Origin of the sequence: Cupriavidus phytohabitans (genome assembly GCF_000426345.1) — a bacterium.
Taxonomy (GTDB): Bacteria; Pseudomonadota; Gammaproteobacteria; order Burkholderiales; family Burkholderiaceae; genus Cupriavidus.
Map to the genome: position 1 here is coordinate 19,963 of NZ_AUFE01000034.1, position 18,919 is coordinate 38,881.

General features: G+C 67.1%; 18 protein-coding genes. 7 read left to right on the forward strand and 11 right to left on the reverse strand.

All coding sequences use genetic code 11. The features are described 5' to 3' along the window. Position 1: 1 nt before the first annotated feature. From K309_RS0122130 to K309_RS0122140, 3 genes are all read left to right on the forward strand, one after another. Entirely contained in the window at positions 2 to 1,003 is a 1,002-nt protein-coding gene (locus K309_RS0122130) for a Bug family tripartite tricarboxylate transporter substrate binding protein (protein WP_029048455.1), read from the forward strand. 98 nt (positions 1,004 to 1,101) lie between these two features. Then, complete coding sequence (locus K309_RS0122135; protein WP_029048456.1) at positions 1,102 to 1,608, forward strand: tripartite tricarboxylate transporter TctB family protein; 507 nt, start codon at positions 1,102 to 1,104, stop codon at positions 1,606 to 1,608. Between the two features lie 9 nt (positions 1,609 to 1,617). Continuing rightward, positions 1,618 to 3,120: a tripartite tricarboxylate transporter permease gene (locus tag K309_RS0122140; RefSeq protein WP_029048457.1), complete on the forward strand. Its 1,503-nt coding sequence runs from the start codon at positions 1,618 to 1,620 to the stop codon at positions 3,118 to 3,120. 74 nt (positions 3,121 to 3,194) lie between these two features. Here K309_RS0122140 and K309_RS0122145 read toward each other — a convergent pair whose 3' ends face one another. Genes K309_RS0122145 through cyoA form a run of 6 tightly spaced genes read right to left on the reverse strand, consistent with a single transcriptional unit; the run spans position 3,195 to position 9,215 of the window. Further along, entirely contained in the window at positions 3,195 to 3,440 is a 246-nt protein-coding gene (locus K309_RS0122145) for a hypothetical protein (RefSeq protein WP_029048458.1), read from the reverse strand. A gap of 29 nt (positions 3,441 to 3,469) precedes the next feature. After that, positions 3,470 to 5,179 carry a nitrite/sulfite reductase gene (locus K309_RS0122150; RefSeq protein ID WP_029048459.1) on the reverse strand — a complete coding sequence of 570 codons (1,710 nt, stop codon included), beginning with the start codon at positions 5,177 to 5,179 and terminating at the stop codon, positions 3,470 to 3,472. A 26-nt stretch (positions 5,180 to 5,205) separates the two neighbouring features. Beyond that, positions 5,206 to 5,583: a cytochrome o ubiquinol oxidase subunit IV gene (gene cyoD / locus K309_RS0122155; RefSeq protein WP_029048460.1), complete on the reverse strand. Its 378-nt coding sequence runs from the start codon at positions 5,581 to 5,583 to the stop codon at positions 5,206 to 5,208. Beyond that, on the reverse strand, positions 5,580 to 6,224 hold the full coding sequence (gene cyoC / locus K309_RS0122160; protein WP_029048461.1) for a cytochrome o ubiquinol oxidase subunit III: 645 nt from the start codon (positions 6,222 to 6,224) through the stop codon (positions 5,580 to 5,582). The genes cyoD and cyoC overlap by 4 nt, the downstream gene beginning before the upstream one ends. Positions 6,225 to 6,226: 2 nt before the next feature. Further along, positions 6,227 to 8,203, reverse strand: a complete 1,977-nt coding sequence (gene cyoB, locus K309_RS0122165) for a cytochrome o ubiquinol oxidase subunit I (protein WP_029048462.1) — start codon at positions 8,201 to 8,203, stop codon at positions 6,227 to 6,229. Position 8,204: 1 nt separating this feature from the next. Continuing rightward, positions 8,205 to 9,215 (reverse strand): ubiquinol oxidase subunit II, encoded by a 1,011-nt coding sequence (gene cyoA / locus K309_RS0122170; RefSeq protein ID WP_029048463.1) that lies wholly within the window; start codon positions 9,213 to 9,215, stop codon positions 8,205 to 8,207. A gap of 89 nt (positions 9,216 to 9,304) precedes the next feature. Here cyoA and K309_RS0122175 point away from each other — a divergent pair, with 89 nt between their 5' ends. After that, positions 9,305 to 10,777 (forward strand): aminotransferase-like domain-containing protein, encoded by a 1,473-nt coding sequence (locus K309_RS0122175; RefSeq protein WP_084402495.1) that lies wholly within the window; start codon positions 9,305 to 9,307, stop codon positions 10,775 to 10,777. A 31-nt stretch (positions 10,778 to 10,808) separates the two neighbouring features. Here the strand turns inward: K309_RS0122175 and pcaD are convergent, their stop codons facing one another. Genes pcaD through K309_RS0122190 form a run of 3 tightly spaced genes read right to left on the reverse strand, consistent with a single transcriptional unit; the run spans position 10,809 to position 13,058 of the window. Further along, positions 10,809 to 11,591, reverse strand: coding sequence for a 3-oxoadipate enol-lactonase (pcaD, locus tag K309_RS0122180; protein WP_029048465.1), 783 nt, complete (start codon positions 11,589 to 11,591; stop codon positions 10,809 to 10,811). Between the two features lie 14 nt (positions 11,592 to 11,605). Further along, positions 11,606 to 11,884 (reverse strand): muconolactone Delta-isomerase, encoded by a 279-nt coding sequence (gene catC / locus K309_RS0122185; protein ID WP_029048466.1) that lies wholly within the window; start codon positions 11,882 to 11,884, stop codon positions 11,606 to 11,608. 34 nt (positions 11,885 to 11,918) lie between these two features. Beyond that, a complete protein-coding gene (locus K309_RS0122190) occupies positions 11,919 to 13,058 on the reverse strand; it encodes a muconate/chloromuconate family cycloisomerase (protein ID WP_029048467.1) in 1,140 nt (379 codons plus the stop codon). A gap of 399 nt (positions 13,059 to 13,457) precedes the next feature. Here K309_RS0122190 and K309_RS0122200 point away from each other — a divergent pair, with 399 nt between their 5' ends. The 3 genes from K309_RS0122200 to K309_RS37060 all read left to right on the forward strand — a co-directional run bounded on the left by K309_RS0122200 (position 13,458) and on the right by K309_RS37060 (position 16,226). Next, complete coding sequence (locus K309_RS0122200) at positions 13,458 to 14,561, forward strand: mandelate racemase/muconate lactonizing enzyme family protein (protein WP_029048468.1); 1,104 nt, start codon at positions 13,458 to 13,460, stop codon at positions 14,559 to 14,561. Positions 14,562 to 14,902: 341 nt separating this feature from the next. Next, the gene (locus tag K309_RS0122205) at positions 14,903 to 15,283 is read left to right on the forward strand and encodes a hypothetical protein (protein WP_029048469.1); all 381 of its coding nucleotides are present in this window, start codon (positions 14,903 to 14,905) and stop codon (positions 15,281 to 15,283) included. 145 nt (positions 15,284 to 15,428) lie between these two features. Then, on the forward strand, positions 15,429 to 16,226 hold the full coding sequence (locus tag K309_RS37060) for a GntR family transcriptional regulator (RefSeq protein ID WP_084402496.1): 798 nt from the start codon (positions 15,429 to 15,431) through the stop codon (positions 16,224 to 16,226). A 20-nt stretch (positions 16,227 to 16,246) separates the two neighbouring features. Here the strand turns inward: K309_RS37060 and K309_RS0122215 are convergent, their stop codons facing one another. Both K309_RS0122215 and K309_RS0122220 read right to left on the reverse strand, forming a co-directional pair. Then, entirely contained in the window at positions 16,247 to 17,377 is a 1,131-nt protein-coding gene (locus K309_RS0122215; RefSeq protein ID WP_084402497.1) for a porin, read from the reverse strand. 171 nt (positions 17,378 to 17,548) lie between these two features. Continuing rightward, the gene (locus K309_RS0122220) at positions 17,549 to 18,919 is read right to left on the reverse strand and encodes a 3-hydroxyacyl-CoA dehydrogenase (RefSeq protein ID WP_051320550.1); all 1,371 of its coding nucleotides are present in this window, start codon (positions 18,917 to 18,919) and stop codon (positions 17,549 to 17,551) included.

Below are 18,919 nucleotides of genomic sequence, written 5' to 3' on the forward strand. Positions count from 1 at the left end.
GATGCAACGCAAGATCGTCAGGAGCACTCTCGCGGCCGTGGCCTGTGCCACCGCCTGCCTCGGCGCCAATGCATGGGCGTGGGAGCCGGCAAAGCCGGTCGAGATCGTCGTGCCATTCAGCGCCGGTGGCGCGTCGGACCAGATGGCGCGCGCCATCCAGGGCATCATCGCCAAACACAAGCTGATGAGCCAGCCGGTCATCGTGCTGAACAAGGCCGGCGCCAGCGGAGCCGAGGGCCTGATGGACACCAAGGCGTCGCAAGGGAATCCCCACAAGCTGCTGGTCGCCTCCTCGGCGCTCTATACCGTGCCGATGGTCAGCCACCTGCCGTTCAGCTGGCGCGACCTGACTCCGGTAGCCATGGTTGCCCAGGACGAGTTCGTGCTGTGGACCAATGCCGCCGGACCATACAAGTCGGTGCCGGAGTTTGTCGACGGCTCCAAGGCGAACGCGGGCAAGGTCAAGGTAGGCGGCACCAGCTCCAAGCGGGAAGACCAGATCATTACCTCGCTGGTCCAGAAGAAGACCGGCGCGAAATTCATCTACGTGCCGTACAAGGGCGGCGGCGAAGCGGCGACGCAGTTGTCGGGCCAGCATATCGACGCCAACGTCAACAATCCGTCGGAATCGGTCGGGCAATGGCGCGCCGGCGAACACAAGGCGCTGTGCGTGTTCGCGCCGGAGCGGATGGCCTACAAGGCCAAGGTCACGCAGGCCCAGGGCTGGAACGACGTGCCGACCTGCAAGGAGCTGGGGCTCGACGTGCAATACCAGATGCTGCGTGTCTTCATGATGCCCGGCGGCGTCACACCCGAGCAGCAGAAGTACTACGTCGACCTGATGCAGAAGATCGTGGCCACGCCGGAGTGGAAGGAATACCTGGAAAGGAACGCGCTCAAGAACGAGTTTCTGACCGCGAAGGCGCTGGCCGACTTCCTGGCGAAGGACGAGGCCGCGCACCGCGACATCATCAAGGAGGCGGGCTTCGTCGCCGCGCGCTGACGAATGCGCTGAGGAGTGCGCTGAAGAAGCGCGCCGCATTCGCAAGGCTCCGGCGCCGGCGCCGGAGCCGATGGCTGATGGGATATCAAGGGGCAGAGATGGATTCACAGCATCAAGGAGAGCCGGCTGGCGCCGGGCTCTCGGTCAAGGCCGTGGAGCTTGTGGTCGCGCTATGCCTGCTGGCAGGCGCGATCGTGGTGATCTGGAGCAACTACAGCATTGGCGCGGGCTGGGCGCCGGACGGGCCTGAAGCCGGCTACTTCCCGATGCGCGTCGGCATCATCGTGCTGGCCTGCAGCGTGCTGGTGGCGATGCAGGCGCTGCGCGGCGACGGCAAGGCGGTCTTCGCGACCTGGCAGCAACTGCGGCAGGTCAGCGTGATCGTGCTGCCGCTGACGGGGTATGTCGGCCTGATCGGCGTGCTCGGCATCTACGTGGCGTCGGCGATCTTCATCGTCGGCTTCATGGTGTGGGTGGGCAAGTCGGGCTGGCCCAGGGCCTTGCTGATTGGCGCCGGCATCAACCTGTTGCTGTTCTGGATCTTCGAGATCCAGTTCCGCGTGCCGCTGCCCAAGGGGCCGCTGGAAGCTGCGCTGGGCTACTGAGGAGGCGCGATGGAAGAAATGAACGCATTGATGGGCGGCTTCGCGGTCGCCCTGTCGTGGCAGAACGTCGGCCTGATGTTCGCCGGCATCCTGCTCGGGATCGTGGTCGGCGTGCTGCCCGGACTGGGCGGCCCGAACGGCGTGGCGATCCTGCTGCCGCTGACGTTTTCGATGGACCCGGTCTCCGCCATCATCATGCTGTCCTGCATCTACTGGGGAGCCTTGTTCGGCGGCGCGATCACCTCGATCCTTTTCAATATCCCCGGCGAGGCGTGGTCGGTGGCCACCACCTTCGACGGCTATCCGATGGCCCAGCGGGGCGAGGCCGGCAAGGCCCTGACCTCCGCCTTCACCGGCTCCTGCCTGGGCGCGATGGCGGGGGTGCTGCTGATCACCTTCCTGGCGCCGATGGTGGCGAAGTTCGCGCTGCGCTTCGGGCCGCCGGAGTTCTTCGCGGTGTACCTGCTGACGTTCTGCAGTTTCGTCGGCATGGGCAAGGAGTCCAAGCCGAAGATCCTGATCGCGATGTGCCTGGGCTTTATCCTGGCGGCGGTCGGCATGGACACGGTATCGGGCACGCTGCGCATGACCTTCGGCTCGCACGAGCTGCTGCGCGGCTTTGACTTCCTGGTCGCGGTGATCGGGCTGTTTGGCATCAGCGAGATCCTGATGACGATGGAAGAGGGCGTGGCGTTCCGCGGCAAGCAGGCGCGCATCGACCTGAAGGTGGTCCTGAAGACCTGGGCCGAGCTGCCGCGCTACTGGATGACCGTGATCCGTTCCTCCGTGATCGGCTGCTGGCTCGGCATCACCCCGGGCGGCGCCACCGCGGCCTCGTTCATGGGCTACGGTGTCGCCAAGCGCATGGCCAGGAACCCGGACTCGTTCGGCAAGGGCAACGTTGAAGGCGTGGTGGCACCTGAAACCGCGGCGCACGCAGCCGGCACCAGCGCGCTGCTGCCGATGCTGGCGCTCGGCATCCCGGGCTCCGCCACGGCGGCGGTGCTGCTGGGCGGCCTGATGATCTGGGGCCTGCAGCCGGGGCCGCTGCTGTTCGCCGAGCAGGGGCCGTTCGTCTGGGGGCTGATCGCCAGCATGTACCTGGGCAATATCGTCGGCCTGATCGTGGTGCTGTCGACCGTACCGCTCTTTGCCGCGATCCTGCGCATTCCCTTCTCGATCATCGCACCGCTGATCCTGGTGATCTGCGCGATCGGGGCCTACACGGTGAACGGCGCGCTGTTCGACGTCTGGCTGATGCTGGTCTTCGGCGTGATCGGCTATGTGCTGAAGAAGCTCGACTATCCGCTGGCGCCGATGGTGCTGGCGCTGGTGCTGGGCGACCGCGCGGAAGACGCTTTCCGGCAGACCATGCTGGTGTCATCCGGCGAACTGGATGTGTTCTGGTCGAACGGGCTGGTCGGCACGATCATGGGCCTGGCGATCTTCGTGCTGGTGTGGCCGCTGGTGAGCGACCTGCGTTCCAGGGCACGGGCAAAGGGGATCGCCTGAGTTCGGGGAGTCCGCGCATCGCCGTGACGCGCGGTTTTCCCATGGTTTTCCCGCGGTTTTGCCGCAGTTTTCCTTCAGGCCCGGTATTTTTCCCACATTTCCCGGAGAACCGATTCCGGCGGCGGCGCCGATGCGAAGCCTGCGACATTGCCGAAAACGCCGAGGATGCGCCGCCTGAAGGCATCGAGGTCGGCTGTCGGCTCAGGCGAGGCACTTGCGCAATCGATGATCGTATGCAGTTGCCCGGCGGAGAGGCCGGCGATGGCAGACCACAGGTCGTCGGGGCTGGCGCAGGTACATGGCATGAATGGGGCAAACATCGGTCATCCTCAACGTGGACCCATGATGGCTAGCGAGCCGCGCTGCGCTTGTTTCCGTCAGGGTACACGGCCGCCTGGAACGGTTCGAGCCCGATCCGCGCGACCACGTCGACGAAGCGCTCGGCATCGCTGTCGCGGTGCGCGAGATAGGTGCCGATCAGCCGCTCGACCACGTCCGGCACCTGTTCCTGCGCGAACGACGGGCCGATGATGCGGCCGATCGCCGCGCCGCCGCCCGCGTGGCCGTCCCGGCTGTCGGCGCCGTTCTGCCGCCCGCCGAGGGTGACCTGGTACCAGGCCTCGCCGGCCTTGTCGACGCCAAGGATGCCGATATGGCCGACATGGTGGTGCCCGCACGAATTGATGCAGCCCGAGATGTTCAGGTCGAGCTCGCCGATGTCGTGCACATGGTCGAGATCCTCGAAACGTTCCTGGATCGCCCGCGCCAGCGGAATCGACACCGCATTGGCGAGCGAGCAGAAGTCGCCGCCCGGGCAGGCGATGATATTGGTGATCCTGCCGACATTGGGCGTGGCGAGGCCGGCGGCATCCAGCGCGCGCCAGAGCGCGGGCAGGCCGCTGCGCCGCACGTCGGCCAGGATCAGGTTCTGCTCGTGCGAGACACGCAGCTCGCCAAAGCCGTGCCGCTCGGCGAGCTCGGCCATCAGGTCCATCTGCCCGGCAGTGATATCGCCGGGTGCGGGGCCGGTTGCCTTGAGCGACGCGGTCACTGCCGCATAGCCGGGAACGCGGTGCGGATGGACGTTGCTGCGCAGCCAGAGCCGGAATGCGCGGTCGGTCCGGGCGAGTTCCGCGCTCTCATCGGCGTCGTGCGCCGCGGCCGGATCATAAGGCGGCACCGTGAAGCGCGCCGACACCGACGCGACAAAGTCTTCGGTGACGGTATCCGGGCCTCCCCGGATGCGCTGCCACTGCTCCGCAACCTGTTCGCGGAAAACCTCGGGCGTGAGGTCTTTCACCAGGATCTTGATGCGCGCCTTGTACTTGTTGTCGCGCCTGCCATGCAGGTTGTAGACGCGCAGCGTGGCCTGCAGGTAGGTCAGCAGGTCCTGCCACGCCACGAAGGGATGGATCAGCTTGCCGACCATGGGCGTGCGTCCCATGCCGCCGCCGACCCACACGCGGAAGCCGACCTGCCCGTCCTGCTCCACCGCCTGCAGTCCGATGTCGTGCACGCCGACCGCGGCGCGGTCGGTGGTGGCGCCGCTGATCGCGATCTTGAACTTGCGCGGCAGGTAGGCGAACTCGGGGTGCAGCATCGACCATTGCCGCACGATCTCGCACCACACCAGCGGGTTTACCAGCTCGTCGGGCGCGATGCCGGCGAAGTGGTCGGTGGTGGTGTTGCGGATGCAGTTGCCGCTGGTCTGGATGGCGTGCATCTGCACGGTGGCGAGTTCCGCGAGGATGGCAGGCGCGTCTTCCAGGCGCGGCCAGTTGAACTGCAGGTTCTGCCGCGTGCTGAAATGGCCGTAGCCGCGGTCCCAGCGGCGCGCGATCTCCGCCAGCTTGCGCAGCTGCCTTGACGCCAGCATGCCGTAGGGAATGGCCACGCGCAGCATGGGGGCATGGCGCTGGATATACAGGCCATTCTGCAGCCGCAGCACGCGGAATTCTTCCTCGTCGAGCTCGCCGTCCAGGAAGCGGCGGGTCTGGTCGGTGAACTGCACGACCCGTTCGTCGACCAGCCTCTGGTCGATCTCGTCATAGACATACATGGTGAAGGTCTCCTTGCGCCGGGGCGCTAGTCTTTTGCCCGTGCCCGTTCGATGGACATGTCGGTCGGCATCATGTTGATGTCGGCGTTGTGCATCACCCACAACGAGCCGGCGACGACGATGACGATCAGGAAGCCGGTGCAGGCGAAGATGGCGGTGTTGCCGCGCTGGCCGGGGCCGGTGCCCAGGTGCAGGAAGTACACCAGCTGCACCAGCAGCTGCGCGACGCACAGGCCCACGACCAGCGCGATCGCGGCGTGGCTCTGCAGCGCGCCCGTCATGACCGTGGCAAACGACGCCACGGTGAGCGCGACCGACAGCAGCAGGCCGATGGTGTAGCTGCGCACGCTGCCATGGCTGGGGTGCTCGCCCGGATGGACTGAGTGAAGATGGGACGGCTTCATGCGAACTCCCGCAGGTAGACGAAGGTGAAGACGCAGATCCAGACCAGGTCCAGGAAGTGCCAGAACAGGCTCAGGCACGCCAGCCGGCGGCGCACGATGTCGTCGAGGCCGAAGCGGCGGACCTGGTGGATCATCACCGCCAGCCAGCACAGGCCCGCGGTGACGTGCAGGCCGTGGGTGCCAACCAGCGTGAAGAAGGCCGACAGGTAGGCGCTCACGCCAGGGCCGGCGCCCTGGTGCAGCAGATGGGCGAACTCGTAGACCTCCATGGCGACAAAGAGCGCGCCCAGCACGAAGGTGGCCGCCAGCCAGCGGATCATGCGCGGCGCGGCATTCGCGTCCTGCCGCAGCATCGCCAGGCCGAAGGTGTAGCTGCTGAGCAGCAGCACCATGGTTTCGGCGAACACGAACGGCAGCTCGAACAGTTGCTGGCCGCCGGGCCCGCCAGCGGTGTTGCCGGACAGCACGCCAAAGGTGGCGAACAGCACCGCGAAGATCAGGCAGTCGCTCATCAGGTAGAGCCAGAAGCCCAGCGTGGTATGGGCGGCGGCATCGTGATGGCCGTGGTCGGCGGCGTGGGTGGTCGCGTGTGTGGCGTCCGGGCCCGGGTGGTGCAGGGTAGGGGATAGCGTCGGGATCATGGTCAGGCAGCTTGCTGCAGTTGGGCGTAGCGGGCGCGCTCGATGCGCTCGACTTCGGCGGCGGGGACGTAGTAGTCCACGTTGCGGTCGTAGCTGCGCAGCACGAAGGTTGCGATCGCGCCAACCAGCCCGGCAACGGCGACGAGCCACATGTGCCAGACCAGCGCGAAGCAGAACACCAGCCCGAACACCGACACGAGGAAGCCGGCCGCGGTGGGGCGTGGCATGTGGATGTCCTCGTAGTGGGCCGGCTGGCGCCATGCGCGTCCGGCTTCCTTGTCGTCCCAGTGCTGTTCCAGCGAAGTGATGTACGGCACCTTCGCGAAGTTATAGAACGGCGCCGGCGATGCGGTCGACCATTCCAGGCTGCGGCCGTCCCACGGGTCGCCGGTCAGGTCCTGGTTCTGCTTGCGGTCGCGGATGCTGACGGCCAGTTGCACGATCATGGCCAGGATGCCGGCGCCGATGACGAAGGCGCCGATCATCGCCACCACCAGGTAGGGATGCCAGTCCACATTGGCGTAGTGGTTCATCCGGCGCGTCATGCCCTTGAAGCCCAGCACGTAGAGGGGCATGAAGGCGAGGAAGAAGCCGGCCAGCCAGCACCAGAACGAGACCTTGCCCCAGAACTCGTTCAGCTTGAAGCCGAACACCTTGGGGAACCAGAAACTGATCGCCGCCAGGCAGCCGAACAGCACGCCGCCGATGATCACGTTATGGAAGTGGGCCACCAGGAACAGGCTGTTGTGCAGCACGAAGTCCGCGCCCGGCACCGCCAGCAGCACGCCGGTCATGCCGCCGACCGCGAACGTCACCATGAAGCCGATGGTCCACATGGTCGAGGTATGGAAGCGGATCCTGCCCCGGTACATGGTGAACAGCCAGTTGAACAGCTTCACGCCGGTGGGGATCGAGATGATCGACGTCATGATGCCGAAGAAGGCGTTCACGTTGGCGCCCGAGCCCATGGTGAAGAAGTGATGCAGCCAGACGAAGAAGGACAGCACGCCGATCGACGAGGTGGCATACACCATCGACTTGTAGCCGAACAGCGGCTTGCGCGAGAACGTGGCGATGATTTCCGAGAACGCGCCGAACGCGGGCAGGATCAGCACATAGACCTCGGGGTGCCCCCAGATCCAGATCAGGTTCACGTACATCATGGCGTTGCCACCCAGCTCGTTGGTGAAGAAGTGCATGCCGAGGTAGCGGTCGGCGGTGAGCAGGGCCAGCGTGGCGGTCAGCACCGGGAAGATGGCGACGATCAGGATGTTGGTGATCAGCGCGGTCCAGGTGAAGACCGGCATCTTCATCAGGGTCAGGCCCGGTGCGCGCATGCGCAGGATCGTGACGATGAAGTTGATGCCGGTCAGCGTGGTGCCCAGCCCCGATATCTGCAATGACCAGATGTAGTAGTCGACGCCGACGGTGGGGCTGTAGCCGAGTTCGGACAACGGCGGGTAGGCCACCCAGCCGGTCGCGGCGAAGTCGCCCACGAACATCGACAGCATCACCAGCACCGCCCCCATGGCCGACAGCCAGAAGCTCAGCGAATTGACGAACGGGAAGGCCACGTCGCGCGCGCCGATCTGCAGCGGCACGATCACGTTCATCAGGCCCACCACCAGCGGCGTGGCCACGTAGAAGATCATGATCACGCCATGGGCGGTGAAGATCTGGTCATAGTGGTGCGGCGGCAGGTAGCCGGCGGCATCGCCGTAGGCGACGGCCTGCTGCGTGCGCATCAGGATCGCGTCGGCGAAGCCGCGCAGCAGCATGACCAGCGCCAGGATGATGTACATCACGCCGACCTTCTTGTGGTCGACCGAGCAGATCCATTCGGTCCACAGGTATTTCCACTTGCCGAATTTCGTGATCGCGCCGAGCAGCGCGGCGCCCAGCACCAGCACCACGGCCAGCGTCACCATGATGATCGGCTCGTGGTAGGGGATCGCCTCGAGGTTGAGTTTTCCTAGCATGTCATTGCTCCATGCGGCCGGGGAGCGCCGACGGGACGCGTTGGAAGGCCTGCAGTGATTCGGGGGTGTTGGCGCGGCAGATCGCGCCGTTGGCCTGCATGGTCTTGTCGACGACCTGGTCGAACAGCTTCGGTGTCACCGATGCGTAGAGCGTGACGGGATCCTTGCTGCTGGGCTGCTCCAGCGTGCGGTAGGTATTCGCGTCAAGCGCCCGTGCCGAGGCCCGGGCCTTGCCGATCCACGCGTCGAAGTCCTCGCGCGAGGTCGCCAGTGTCTTGAAATGCATGTCCGAGAAGCCCGCGCCGCTGTAGGCCGCGGACTGGCCGAGATAGATGCCCGGCGTGTCGGCGATCAGGTGCAGGCGGGTCTGCATGCCCGCCATGGTGTAGACCATGCTGCCAAGCTGCGGAATGAAGAAGGCATTCATCATCGATTCCGCGGTCAGCCGGAAGTTGACCGGCGTGCCGACCGGGATGGCGAGCTGGTTCACCGAGGCGACGCCGTACTCGGGGTAGATGAACAGCCATTTCCAGTTCAGCGCGATGACATCGACCTGCAGCGGCTTGACCTCGGACTCGAGCGGCCGATAGGGGTCGAGCTTGTGCGTGGAGTCCCAGATCAGCACGGCCAGGCAGGCCACGATCACGCACGGGATGCCCCACACGACGATCTCGATCCTGGTCGAGTGCGACCACTTGGGCGCGTAGGCCGCGCGCGTGTTGCTTTCGCGGTAGCGCCAGGCAAACCACAGCGTCAGGAAGATCACCGGGATGACGACCATCAGCATGACGAACAGCGCGATCAGGATCAGCGATTTCTCCTGCTCGCCGATGCTGCCCTTGGGATCGAGCAGTTCGAGGTTACAGCCGCCGAGCAGGGCGCTCAGGCCGGCGGCCAGCAACAGCGCGCCGATGCGGGGCGGCAGGGCGGGCGCTGGGCTGAGGCTGGGGGAAGGGTGGGGCAGCGGGCCTTGTCGATCTTTGTTTGCCGGCCCGGCGGTAGGTTTGAGCATGTCGGACACCTTGGTTACGGATTACCGAAGGCATCCGGCCACGCGCTCCGATTCAAGTGCTGCGTCAGCCCCGTGCGAGACGGGTTTGTATGGATTCCCTCGACAATGTCTGGCATGCTAGTCGAAGACAAAGGCCATACATCGAGGAAACTTTTGCGACAGAATCCATACAAGATGGCGAAAACGCTGCCCGAATCGCTACCCAATGGGATCTGCGGATCACTGCATCCGGCGCGGCCCGGTACCTGCAGATCGTCGATTTCATCGAGCAGGCGATCGGCGAAGGCCGGCTGATGGCGGGTGACCGCGTGCCGCCGCAGCGCAGCCTGGCGAAAGTCCTCGGCGTCGACCTGACCACGGTGACGCGCGCCTATAACGAGGCCCGGCGGCGACAACTGATCGAAGCCAGGGGCGCGCTCGGCACCTTCATCGCCGCGCCGCGCGCGGAACTGGCGCGGGTGGTCGACATGAGCATGAACGTGCCGCCGCCGCCGGCGGGCGTGGACTTCCAGGACCTGTTGCGGCGTGGCCTGAACCAGGTCCTGCTGCGCAGCGACCCGCACCTGCTGATGACCTACCAGCTTGGCGGCGGCAGTGCTTCGGACCGGTCGGCCGGCGCGCTCTGGCTGGCGCCGATGTTCGGGCAGGTCGATACCGCGCGGCTGGTGGTGTGCCCCGGCGCGCAGGCCGCGCTGGCCGCGGTGATCCTGAGCCGCACGCGGCCCGGCGAGGCGATCGTGACCGAGCCGCTGGCCTACCCGGGCATCCGCGCTGCGGCGGCGCAGCTTGGCCGGCGCGTCCTGATCGCGCCGTGCGACGCGGACGGGATGCTGCCTGATGCGCTTGCCGCGGCGCGCGCCGAGGGGGCCACGCTGGCCTACCTCAACCCGACGGCGCAGAACCCGACGACGCACACCATGCCGGCCTCGCGCCGGGCAGAGATCGCCAGCGCCGCGAATCGCTGCGATATCGCCTTGCTGGAGGACGACCCGTACTGGCTGCTGACGCCGTCAGCGCCGCCGCCGCTCGCCACCTTTGCGCCCGAGCGCACCTGCTACGTCGCGACGCTGTCCAAGGCGCTCACGCCGGGCCTGCGCACGGCGTATGTGCTGTTGCCGGAGGGGAGTGGTGGCGAGGACCTGCTGGCAGCGCTGCGCGCCTTCGCGCTGATGGCCGCGCCGATGACCGCGGCACTTGCCACGCAATGGATCCATGACGGCTCGGCCATGCAGCTGCTCGACGGCATCCGCACCGAAGCGCTGGCGCGGTGCGCGCTGGCAAGCCGGTGGCTGAGCGGGATCGGCCAGCTGCCGCCCAGCGCCATCCACGTCTGGCACCGCCTGCCCGCGCAGTGGTCGGCGCAGCAGCTCACCCGGGCCGCGCTGGCGGAAGACCTGCGGGTCACGCCTTCCGACGCGTTCTGGGACGGGCCCGGCGCGCCCAATGCCATCCGCATCTCGCTCGGCGGCGTGGACAGCCACGCGCAGCTGTCGCTGGCGCTGAGGAAGCTGGCGGCATTGCTGGAGCGCCGGCCGGCGTCGGGCGTGGAGATGGTGGTGTGAACCGCCTGGCGTCGCGCAGGCGGCGCCGACATCAGGCGTGTAAAACGAAGTTGATCACCGCGTCAGAAAACTCCGCCGGCAGTTCCCAGTTCGACAGATGCGCCGCATTGAGCGCGAGATACTCGGCGTTGGCAATCCCATTAGCCAGCTCGCGCCCCTGTTCGGGCGTGGTGGCGGCATCCTGGACACCAGCAATCACCAGCACGCGCGCCTCAATGCCGGCCAGCAGGCCGCGCAGGTCGGCATCGCGCACCGCGGCGCAGTTGGCGATATAGCCGTCGGCATCGGTCGAGGCGAGCATCGACAACACCGGCGCCAGGCGCGCCGGATCGCCGGCGAGCGCGGCGGGAGTGAACCAGCGGGCCAGCACGCTCTCGGCGATGGCCGCCATGCCTTCGGCCTGCACGCGCTCGATGCGGGTATTCCAGCCGGAAGGCGGGCCGATCAGCGCTGCGGTATTGGCCAGCACGAAGCGGCCGAAGCGTTCGGGGTGATGACGTGCCAGCCAGATGCCGGTCATGCCGCCCATCGACAGGCCGCAGAAGTGCGCGCGCCCGATGCCGGCGTGGTCCATCACCGCCAGCACGTCGGCGCCCAGCTCGGCCATGCCGAATGGCGCGGCCGGCACGGCGGAGGCGCCATGGCCGCGCGTGTCGTAGCGCAGCACGCGGAAGCGCTCGAGCAGCGCCGGCATCTGCGGATCCCACATCGACAGGTTGGTGCCGAGCGAATTGGACATGACCAGCACCGGCGCGCCGGCCGGGCCCTGGAGTTCGTAGTGCAGGCGGAGCCCGTCACGGGAGGCAATGCTCATGACGCGGGCCTCGCTCAGCGGATCGAAGAGGGATGCGGCGCCAGCGGCGTGACGGCGATCTTCATGTACGGGAACAGCGGCAGCGCCGACAGCAGGTTGTGCAGCGCCTCGTTCGACTCGACGTCGAACACGCTGTAGTTGGCATACTCGCCGACCACGCGGTACAGGTGCAGCCACTTGCCCTGGCGCTGCAGGTCCTGCGCGTAGGCCTTCTCGCGCGCCTTGATCTCGTCGGCCTGCGCGGCGGGCATGTCGTGCGGCAGGTTCACGTCCATTCTTACCAGATACAGCATCGGGTTCTCCTCGTTTTAGTCCGGTGGTGAAAAATCAGTCGCGTCGATAGTGCGCCAGCTTGTCTTCGTCGAGCGCGATCCCCAGCCCCGGCCCTTGCGGCAGGTGCAGCGCAAAGTCACGGTACACCGGCCGCTCCACCACGATATCGTCCTTCAGCAGCAGCGGCCCGAACAGTTCGGTGCCCCAGGCCAGCTGCGGCAGCGTGGCGAAGCCGTGGGCGGCGGCGATGGTGCCGACGCTGCCTTCCAGCATGGTGCCGCCATACAGCGCGATGCCGGCCGCGTCGCCGACCGCGGCGGTGCGCAGCATGCCGAAGATGCCGCCGGACTTGGCGATCTTCAGCGCGAACACGTCGGCGGCGCCGAGGCGGGCCAGTTCCATCGCGTCCTCGGGGCCGCACACGGCTTCGTCGGCCATGATGGGCACGACAAAGCGCGCCGCCAGCCGCGCCAGCGCGGTGCGCTGCTCGCGCGGCGTGGGCTGCTCGATCAGGTCGATGCCGGCGGCTTCGAGCATGGCAATGCCGGTGGCGGCTTCCGCTTCGTTCCAGGCCTGGTTGACGTCGACGGTGACGCGGGCACGGTCGCCCAGCGCGCGCTTGATCGCGGACACGTGGGCCACGTCCTCGCGCACGCCGCGGCGGCCAATCTTGAGCTTGAAGGTGTCGTGGCGGCGCTCGGCCAGCAGGCGCTCGGCCTCGTCGATGTCGCGCGCGGTATCGCCGCTGGCCAGCGTCCACAGCACCGGCAGCGTGTCGCGCACGGCGCCGCCCAGCAGCGTCGACAGCGGCACGCCCAGGCGCTTGCCCTGCGCGTCGAGCAGCGCCGTTTCCAGCGCCGACTTGGCGAAGCGGTTGCCGCGCGCGACCTTGTTCAGCCGTGCCATGGCCGCGTGCACGTTGGTGGCATCCTGCCCGAGCAACGCCGGCGCCAGGTAGGTGTCGATGGTCAGCTTGATGCCCTCGGGGCTTTCATCGCCATAGGACAGGCCACCGATGGTGGTGGCCTCGCCGATGCCTTCCACGCCGTCGCCGCAGCGCAGGCGGACGATCACCAGGGTCTGCCGCTGCATGGTCGCCATGGCGAGCTGGTGCGGGCGGATGGTCGGCAGGTCGACCAGGATGGCCTCGATCGACTCGATGGCCGTGGGGCTGGATTGTGTTGCCACTTTCATACCTTCCTGATGCAGTTGAATGTTGCATCGGAGTATGGATGGCTATTTTTCCGCTGTCCAAGACCGTTGTCGTCTGATTTGATACTTCAAGAGTATGAATTGCCGCCGGCGCCTTGCGCGCATCCGGTGCGCATGGTCTACGGCGTCACGAATGATATCGACCTTGTGGGCCTGCCTCGCATTGGACATCCTCGTCAACAATGTCGGCGGCACCATCCGATACGAAGCCTCATACATCACCGGTACGGTCTTGCCGGTCGGCGGCGGGGACCAGGGCTGACTGCACGCGCCGGTGTCCTCCGTTGCGGTGCGGGCGGGATAACGCGCGCTTGCCTATAGTGAACCCAGCCATGCAGCCAGCCGGCCCTCGGAGACTGCAGCGGCCGCCGGAGGCGAGCCATGCAGATTGCGTCGATCGACACCATCGTGCTGCGCGTGCCGTTCACGGTCGGCGGGGTTTCCGCCGCCGGTGTGTGGGGCGGGGCGGGTTTGCAGGCCGCGGATTCGCTGCTGGTCCGGGTGACCACCGACGACGGCATCGTGGGCTGGGGCGAAACCTTCGGCTTTATCGGCATCCCGATGGTCAAGGCGGCGCTCGACGAACTGCTGGCGCCCGCGTGCATCGGCATGGATGCCACGCAGCCCGAGGCGCTCAGCCTGGACCTGCAGCGCCGCTTCCATGTCTTCGGGCGCAGCGGCGCCGTGCTGTATGGGCTGTCGGCGCTTGATATCGCGCTGTGGGATATCTGCGGCAAGGCCGCCGGCCTGCCGCTGTACCGGCTGCTGGGCGGAACGCGGCGAGAGCAGCTGCCGGCGTATGCCAGCCTGATCCGCTACGCCGACCGGGCGGCCATCGCGGCCAACATGCAGCGCGCGATCGCCGACGGCTACCGCAGCGTCAAGCTGCACGAAGTCGAGCTCGGCGTCATACGGGCCGCGCGAGACGCAGCCGGGCCGGATATCGAAATCACGCTGGATGTGAACTGTCCCTGGTCGCTGGCCGAGGCCATCGACATGGCGCGCGCACTGGCGCCGCTGTCGCTGCGCTGGCTCGAGGAGCCGCTGTGGCCGCCGGAGAACTACGCCGGCCTGGCCGCGTTGCGCCGGCTATGCAGCATTCCCATTGCGGCAGGTGAGAACGCCTCGACGCTGATGGACTTCCACCAGATGCTCGGCGCCGGCGCGGTCGACGTGATCCAGCCCAGCCCGGCCAAGATGGGCGGCATCAGCCCGCTGCGCAAGGTGTTCGCGCTGGCCGAGGCACACAACACGCAGGTGATGGTCCACACCTTCTACGACGGCCCCGGGCTGCTGGCCAGCATCCATGCCACGGCGGCGCTGGGCGATGCGCGTGCCATGATCGAATGGCGCTACTTTGACATGGAGGCCACGGTGCTCGGCGAGGCGGTGCTGCCGCGCGACGGGATGATCCGGGTGCCGGACGGGCCGGGGCTGGGAATCGATCCCGATCCGGAGGTGATCCGGCGCTACCAGGTCGGCTGAAAGGCTTCACCGGGAACGCGGCCCCGCACGCCGCGGTATCCAATGCGTGCACCAGTTCCGTGCCTGTCTTGTGCCGGCGACGGCGGCGAGTCAATGCAGGCAAAGTTGCCCGCGGCCCAACGATTTGGGGGAAGTGCACGGCCGGTACCAACACCGCGCCTGTTCCGCCACACGCGCGCCAGCGAGGGGGGCCGGCGAGCCGGCCGGTTGTCGATTCCCGCGCCGCACACCCGGAACTGTCATGCGAGGCGGGTACGCTGCACATCCCGCGAGGCCTGGCAGCAAACTTGCTTGTTGATTGCATCTGGCCGACAGGGGACATTCATCCGTTGGGAGAAGCCATGCATCAAGCACGCATCACCGCGCACAAGGGAATTCTGGTTGTCGAACTGGTGCCTGACCAGGAGAACGGGGAAGGGACCCCGACCAACAAGCTTCGCAACCTGGCCACGGTCATCCATGACACCGGACGGCACCTGGGTGTTTCCGAAGAAGCCCTGGCGCTGCTGAAGATGGTGAAACGCGGCCTGGACCGCATCGGCGACTTTGCCTGGTTCAGCAGCGACGACGGTACGGACCATTTCGCCTGGCTGGGCGGCCCGAAGCGGCTGGTAAATCCCGCGTCGGTGGCGGCTGCCCGGGACTATGCGATCCTTGCCCACCGGGTTATTCCGAACCAGGTGCCGGACGGCGCCAGGATGGCGATCGAGACGAACTTCTGAGTCCCGCCGCCGCGCGCACGGAGTGGGAATGGGAAGCCGGCACGGCCCCTGGCGCCGTGGCGCGGCTGGAATGCCAGCGGGTCCATTTGGTATACTTCAAGGCAATTTCCGGCCCTTGCCGGGCCACCCATACCAAAGATCCGCCATGACCCAACCGCAGAAGCAAAGCATGGCCGCCGAGATCCGCGCGGCCATCGAGGCCGAGATCGAAAGCGGCGCATTGCCTCCCGGCACGCCGCTGGACGAGCGCAGCCTGGCAGAGCGCTTCGGCGTATCGCGCACGCCGGTGCGGGAGGCGCTGCAGCAACTGGCCGTGCAGAATCTCGTGCGCATCGCCCCGCGCGTAGGGGTCTTTGTCTCGCGCATGTCGATCACTCAGTTGCGGGAGACGCTGGAACTGCTTGGTGAACTGGAAGCGGTTGCCGCCAAGCTCGCCGCGCGGCGCATGGACGACGAGCAGCGCCTCCGGCTCAAGGCCAGCATGCAGCAGTGCGCCGAAGCGTTCGTCCAGGAGGATGGCAAGAAGTTCGCCGAGGCCAATGCCGGCTTTCACGACCTGGTCTATGCCGGCAGCCACAACGAATACCTGGTCGAGCAGATCCAGGGCATCCGCCGGCTGATGCAGCGCTACCGGCCCAAGATCTTCCTGACCCAGGGCCAGCGCCAGCGCGCGCTGGCGGACCACCAGCGCCTGGCCGATGCGATCCTGAGTGGCGACGAGGCCGCGGCGCATGCGGCGATGCTGGAGCATGCGCCGGTGGGAACCACCGGGTTCTCGGAGTTCCTGTCGACGCTGCCGATGAGCTACCTCGAAACCGACAGCGGACCGGCCGCCGGCCTTGCGCCCGCCACCGGCAAGCGGGCCCGGCGGACCGGGACGGAAGAAGAGGGCGAAGCCAGGCCGCGGGCCCGGCGCACGCCAGGCCGCGTCAGCACGGCCTGAATGACGCGTCCCGCCGGCGCTCAGAAGCGGTGCCGCATGCCGACCGCGACGCCAAACTGGCTGTCCTCGTTGGGCGCGATCCGGTAGGCCGCCGTGGCCCCGTTGAAGTTCTCGAAGTTGAGGGCCGCGTTCCTGGTGAAGGCTGCACTGAGATAGACATCGGTGCGCTTGGACAAGCTGTAGTCGGCGATCATCGTGACCTGCCACGGGTTGGCCGGATCGGTCGGGGCGCTACCCGCGGCGCCATAGACCGACCTGAGCTTGTCGTAGTAGACCGCGCCGGTCAGCTGCAGCGCCGGGGTGGCCTGGTAGTTGAGGGCGAACCACCAGAGGTCGTCGCGCCCGATGGCGCCTGGCGTCGCGACATCGTTCTTGCCGTAGCGGTATGCGGCCTGGGCCAGCAACTGCGGCGTGATCTTGTAGCGCAGGCCCAGCGCGGCCTTCTGGTTCCGCTGGTAGTCGCCCGCCACCTTCGGGCTGTTCACATTGTCATAGGCCGCCGCGATGCCGAACGCTCCGATGCGGTAGTCCACGCCGGCACCGTAGCCGGCGGAACCCGTCATCGAGCCTGGCTGCTCCCCGAAGCTCCAGTGCAGTTGGGTGGACAGCGGGCCGAAGTCGCCCTGGTACTTCACCATGTTGTCCTGGCGCAGCCCCATGCCGGCGATGGTGGTCACCGGTTCGTACAGGGTCGCGTACGCGGTGGGCGAGTAGTTGGCCATGGTCAGGAACAGCGACGAGTATTGCCGGCCGAAGGTCAGCTTGTGCTGGCCCGCCGCCAGACCGACCCAGGCCTGGCGCCCGAACAGCCGGCCGCCCTGCGTGGAAATGCCGGTGTCGACGCTGAAGCCGCTTTCCAGCGCGAAGATCGCCTGCTTGCCGCCGCCCAGGTCTTCCACCCCGCGCAGGCCCCATCGGCTCGGCGACAGGCCGCCTGAACTGAGCGCCACCTTCGACTTGCCGTCCGGCTGCCCCGTCGCCAGGTTGTTGTTGCTGTACTCGATATTGGCATCTACCACGCCGTACAGCGTGACCGAAGCCTGCGCCGTGCCGGCCAGGCCGGCCAGGGCGCACCGATGCCGATGGTGCGTTTTTTCATTGATTTTCTCCTCCAGGATGAACGGATTGCGCGGCTGATCCCGCCGCTGCATCGGGATGCCATTGCGCGAATGGCGCGAATGGCGTGAATGGCGTGAACGGCGTGAACGAAAGGGCTGGAAACGGAGTGTTCTGGCGGCACGAACCCGCGCCCGAGGCGCAGCCCGGCCGGGCTGCCGATCCTTCGGGCGACTGCTTTTCTTGCGTGGCGAGGGGTGGAAAACTCAGGCAGGCACGATGCCAGGCTCGAGGTCGGCGAAGCGGCGGCTTTCGCGTGCCAGGCGCTGCAGCAGCGCGGACGGGGTCCACCAGTAGCCATGGCGGGCGTGGAAACGCTCGATGTCCGCGCAGACGTTGGCCAGGCCCAGCTGGTCCGCCAGATACATCGGTCCGCCGCGGTGCGCCGGGAAGCCGTAGCCGGTCACGTACACGATGTCGATATCGCTCGCGCGCAGCGCAATGCCCTGTTCGAGCAGCTTCGCGCCTTCGTTGATCATGCCGTACAGGCAGCGCTTGAGGATCTCTTCCTCGTCGACCGGCTGGCGCTCGATGCCCAGCCTGGCGGATTCGTCGACGATGAACTGCTCGACCACCGGATCGCGCTGCGGCGTGCGGCTGCCCTGTTCGTAGCGATACCAGCCAGCACCGGACTTCTGGCCCAGGCGCCCCATCTCGGTCAGCTTCAGGATGAGGTCGTTCCAGCGCCGGTCGGTGGGGCGCGTCGCCACCTGTGCCTTGCGGGTCTGGTAACCCACGTCGTTGCCCGCCATGTCGTGCACGGCGAAGATCCCCATCGCATAGCCGAAGCGTGTCAGTGCCTGGTCGACCTCGTGCGGCAGCGCGCCTTCCTCCAGCAGGAAATGCGCCTCGCGCGTGTAGTTGCGGAACAGCGCGTTGCCGATGAAACCCGGATAGACGCGCGCGAGCACCGAGACCTTGCCCAGGCGCCGTCCGAGGTCCATCAGCGTCGCGATCACGTCCGGCGCGGTCCGCTCCGCGCGCACGACCTCAAGCAGCCGCATGACATGGGCGGGACTGAAGAAATGCGCGCCGACCACATCCTGCGGCCGCTGCGTGACCGCGGCGATGGCGTCCACATCCAGCCCCGAGGTATTGGTGGCCAGGATCGCGCCGGGCCGGGCCAGCGCATCGAGCTTGCGGAAGATCTCCTGCTTGAGCGCCATGTCTTCGAACACGGCTTCCACGATCAGGTCGGCCTGCGCCACGTCGGCGAGATCGACCGAGCCGCGGATCAGCGCCAGGCGCTCGTCCATCTGCGCCTGCTGCAGCCGGCCGCGCGCCACGCTGCCCGCATAGTTGTCGCGCACGCGCTGCAGGCCACGGTCCAGCGCGGCCGCCTCGGCATCGATCACGGTCACCGGGATGCCGGCATTGGCGAGCGCCATCGCGATGCCGCCGCCCATGGTGCCGGCGCCGATCACGGCCACGTGTTCCACCGGGCGCAGCGGCAACTCCGCCGGAATGTCGGGAATCCTGGCGGCTTCGGCCTGCGCCATGCGGATGTGCGCCTGCGCGGCGTCGCGTTCCGGCTGGCTCACGGCGTTGCCGGCAAGGGTAGAAGTGGGGTTTGTCAT

What these genes read in the sequence shown, in the direction of transcription:
- catC (WP_029048466.1), bottom strand. Translation starts at nt 11,884, where the DNA reads ATGCTGTATCTGGTAAGAATGGACGTGAACCTGCCGCACGACATGCCC.
- K309_RS0122175 (WP_084402495.1), top strand. Translation starts at nt 9,305, where the DNA reads ATGGATTCCCTCGACAATGTCTGGCATGCTAGTCGAAGACAAAGGCCA.
- K309_RS37060 (WP_084402496.1), top strand. Translation starts at nt 15,429, where the DNA reads ATGACCCAACCGCAGAAGCAAAGCATGGCCGCCGAGATCCGCGCGGCC.
- K309_RS0122200 (WP_029048468.1), top strand. Translation starts at nt 13,458, where the DNA reads ATGCAGATTGCGTCGATCGACACCATCGTGCTGCGCGTGCCGTTCACG.
- cyoD (WP_029048460.1), bottom strand. Translation starts at nt 5,583, where the DNA reads ATGAAGCCGTCCCATCTTCACTCAGTCCATCCGGGCGAGCACCCCAGC.
- K309_RS0122215 (WP_084402497.1), bottom strand. Translation starts at nt 17,377, where the DNA reads ATGCAGCGGCGGGATCAGCCGCGCAATCCGTTCATCCTGGAGGAGAAA.
- K309_RS0122135 (WP_029048456.1), top strand. Translation starts at nt 1,102, where the DNA reads ATGGATTCACAGCATCAAGGAGAGCCGGCTGGCGCCGGGCTCTCGGTC.
- pcaD (WP_029048465.1), bottom strand. Translation starts at nt 11,591, where the DNA reads ATGAGCATTGCCTCCCGTGACGGGCTCCGCCTGCACTACGAACTCCAG.
- K309_RS0122220 (WP_051320550.1), bottom strand. Translation starts at nt 18,919, where the DNA reads ATGACAAACCCCACTTCTACCCTTGCCGGCAACGCCGTGAGCCAGCCG.
- K309_RS0122140 (WP_029048457.1), top strand. Translation starts at nt 1,618, where the DNA reads ATGGAAGAAATGAACGCATTGATGGGCGGCTTCGCGGTCGCCCTGTCG.
- cyoB (WP_029048462.1), bottom strand. Translation starts at nt 8,203, where the DNA reads ATGCTAGGAAAACTCAACCTCGAGGCGATCCCCTACCACGAGCCGATC.
- cyoA (WP_029048463.1), bottom strand. Translation starts at nt 9,215, where the DNA reads ATGCTCAAACCTACCGCCGGGCCGGCAAACAAAGATCGACAAGGCCCG.
- K309_RS0122130 (WP_029048455.1), top strand. Translation starts at nt 2, where the DNA reads ATGCAACGCAAGATCGTCAGGAGCACTCTCGCGGCCGTGGCCTGTGCC.
- K309_RS0122205 (WP_029048469.1), top strand. Translation starts at nt 14,903, where the DNA reads ATGCATCAAGCACGCATCACCGCGCACAAGGGAATTCTGGTTGTCGAA.
- K309_RS0122145 (WP_029048458.1), bottom strand. Translation starts at nt 3,440, where the DNA reads ATGTTTGCCCCATTCATGCCATGTACCTGCGCCAGCCCCGACGACCTG.
- cyoC (WP_029048461.1), bottom strand. Translation starts at nt 6,224, where the DNA reads ATGATCCCGACGCTATCCCCTACCCTGCACCACCCGGGCCCGGACGCC.
- K309_RS0122150 (WP_029048459.1), bottom strand. Translation starts at nt 5,179, where the DNA reads ATGTATGTCTATGACGAGATCGACCAGAGGCTGGTCGACGAACGGGTC.
- K309_RS0122190 (WP_029048467.1), bottom strand. Translation starts at nt 13,058, where the DNA reads ATGAAAGTGGCAACACAATCCAGCCCCACGGCCATCGAGTCGATCGAG.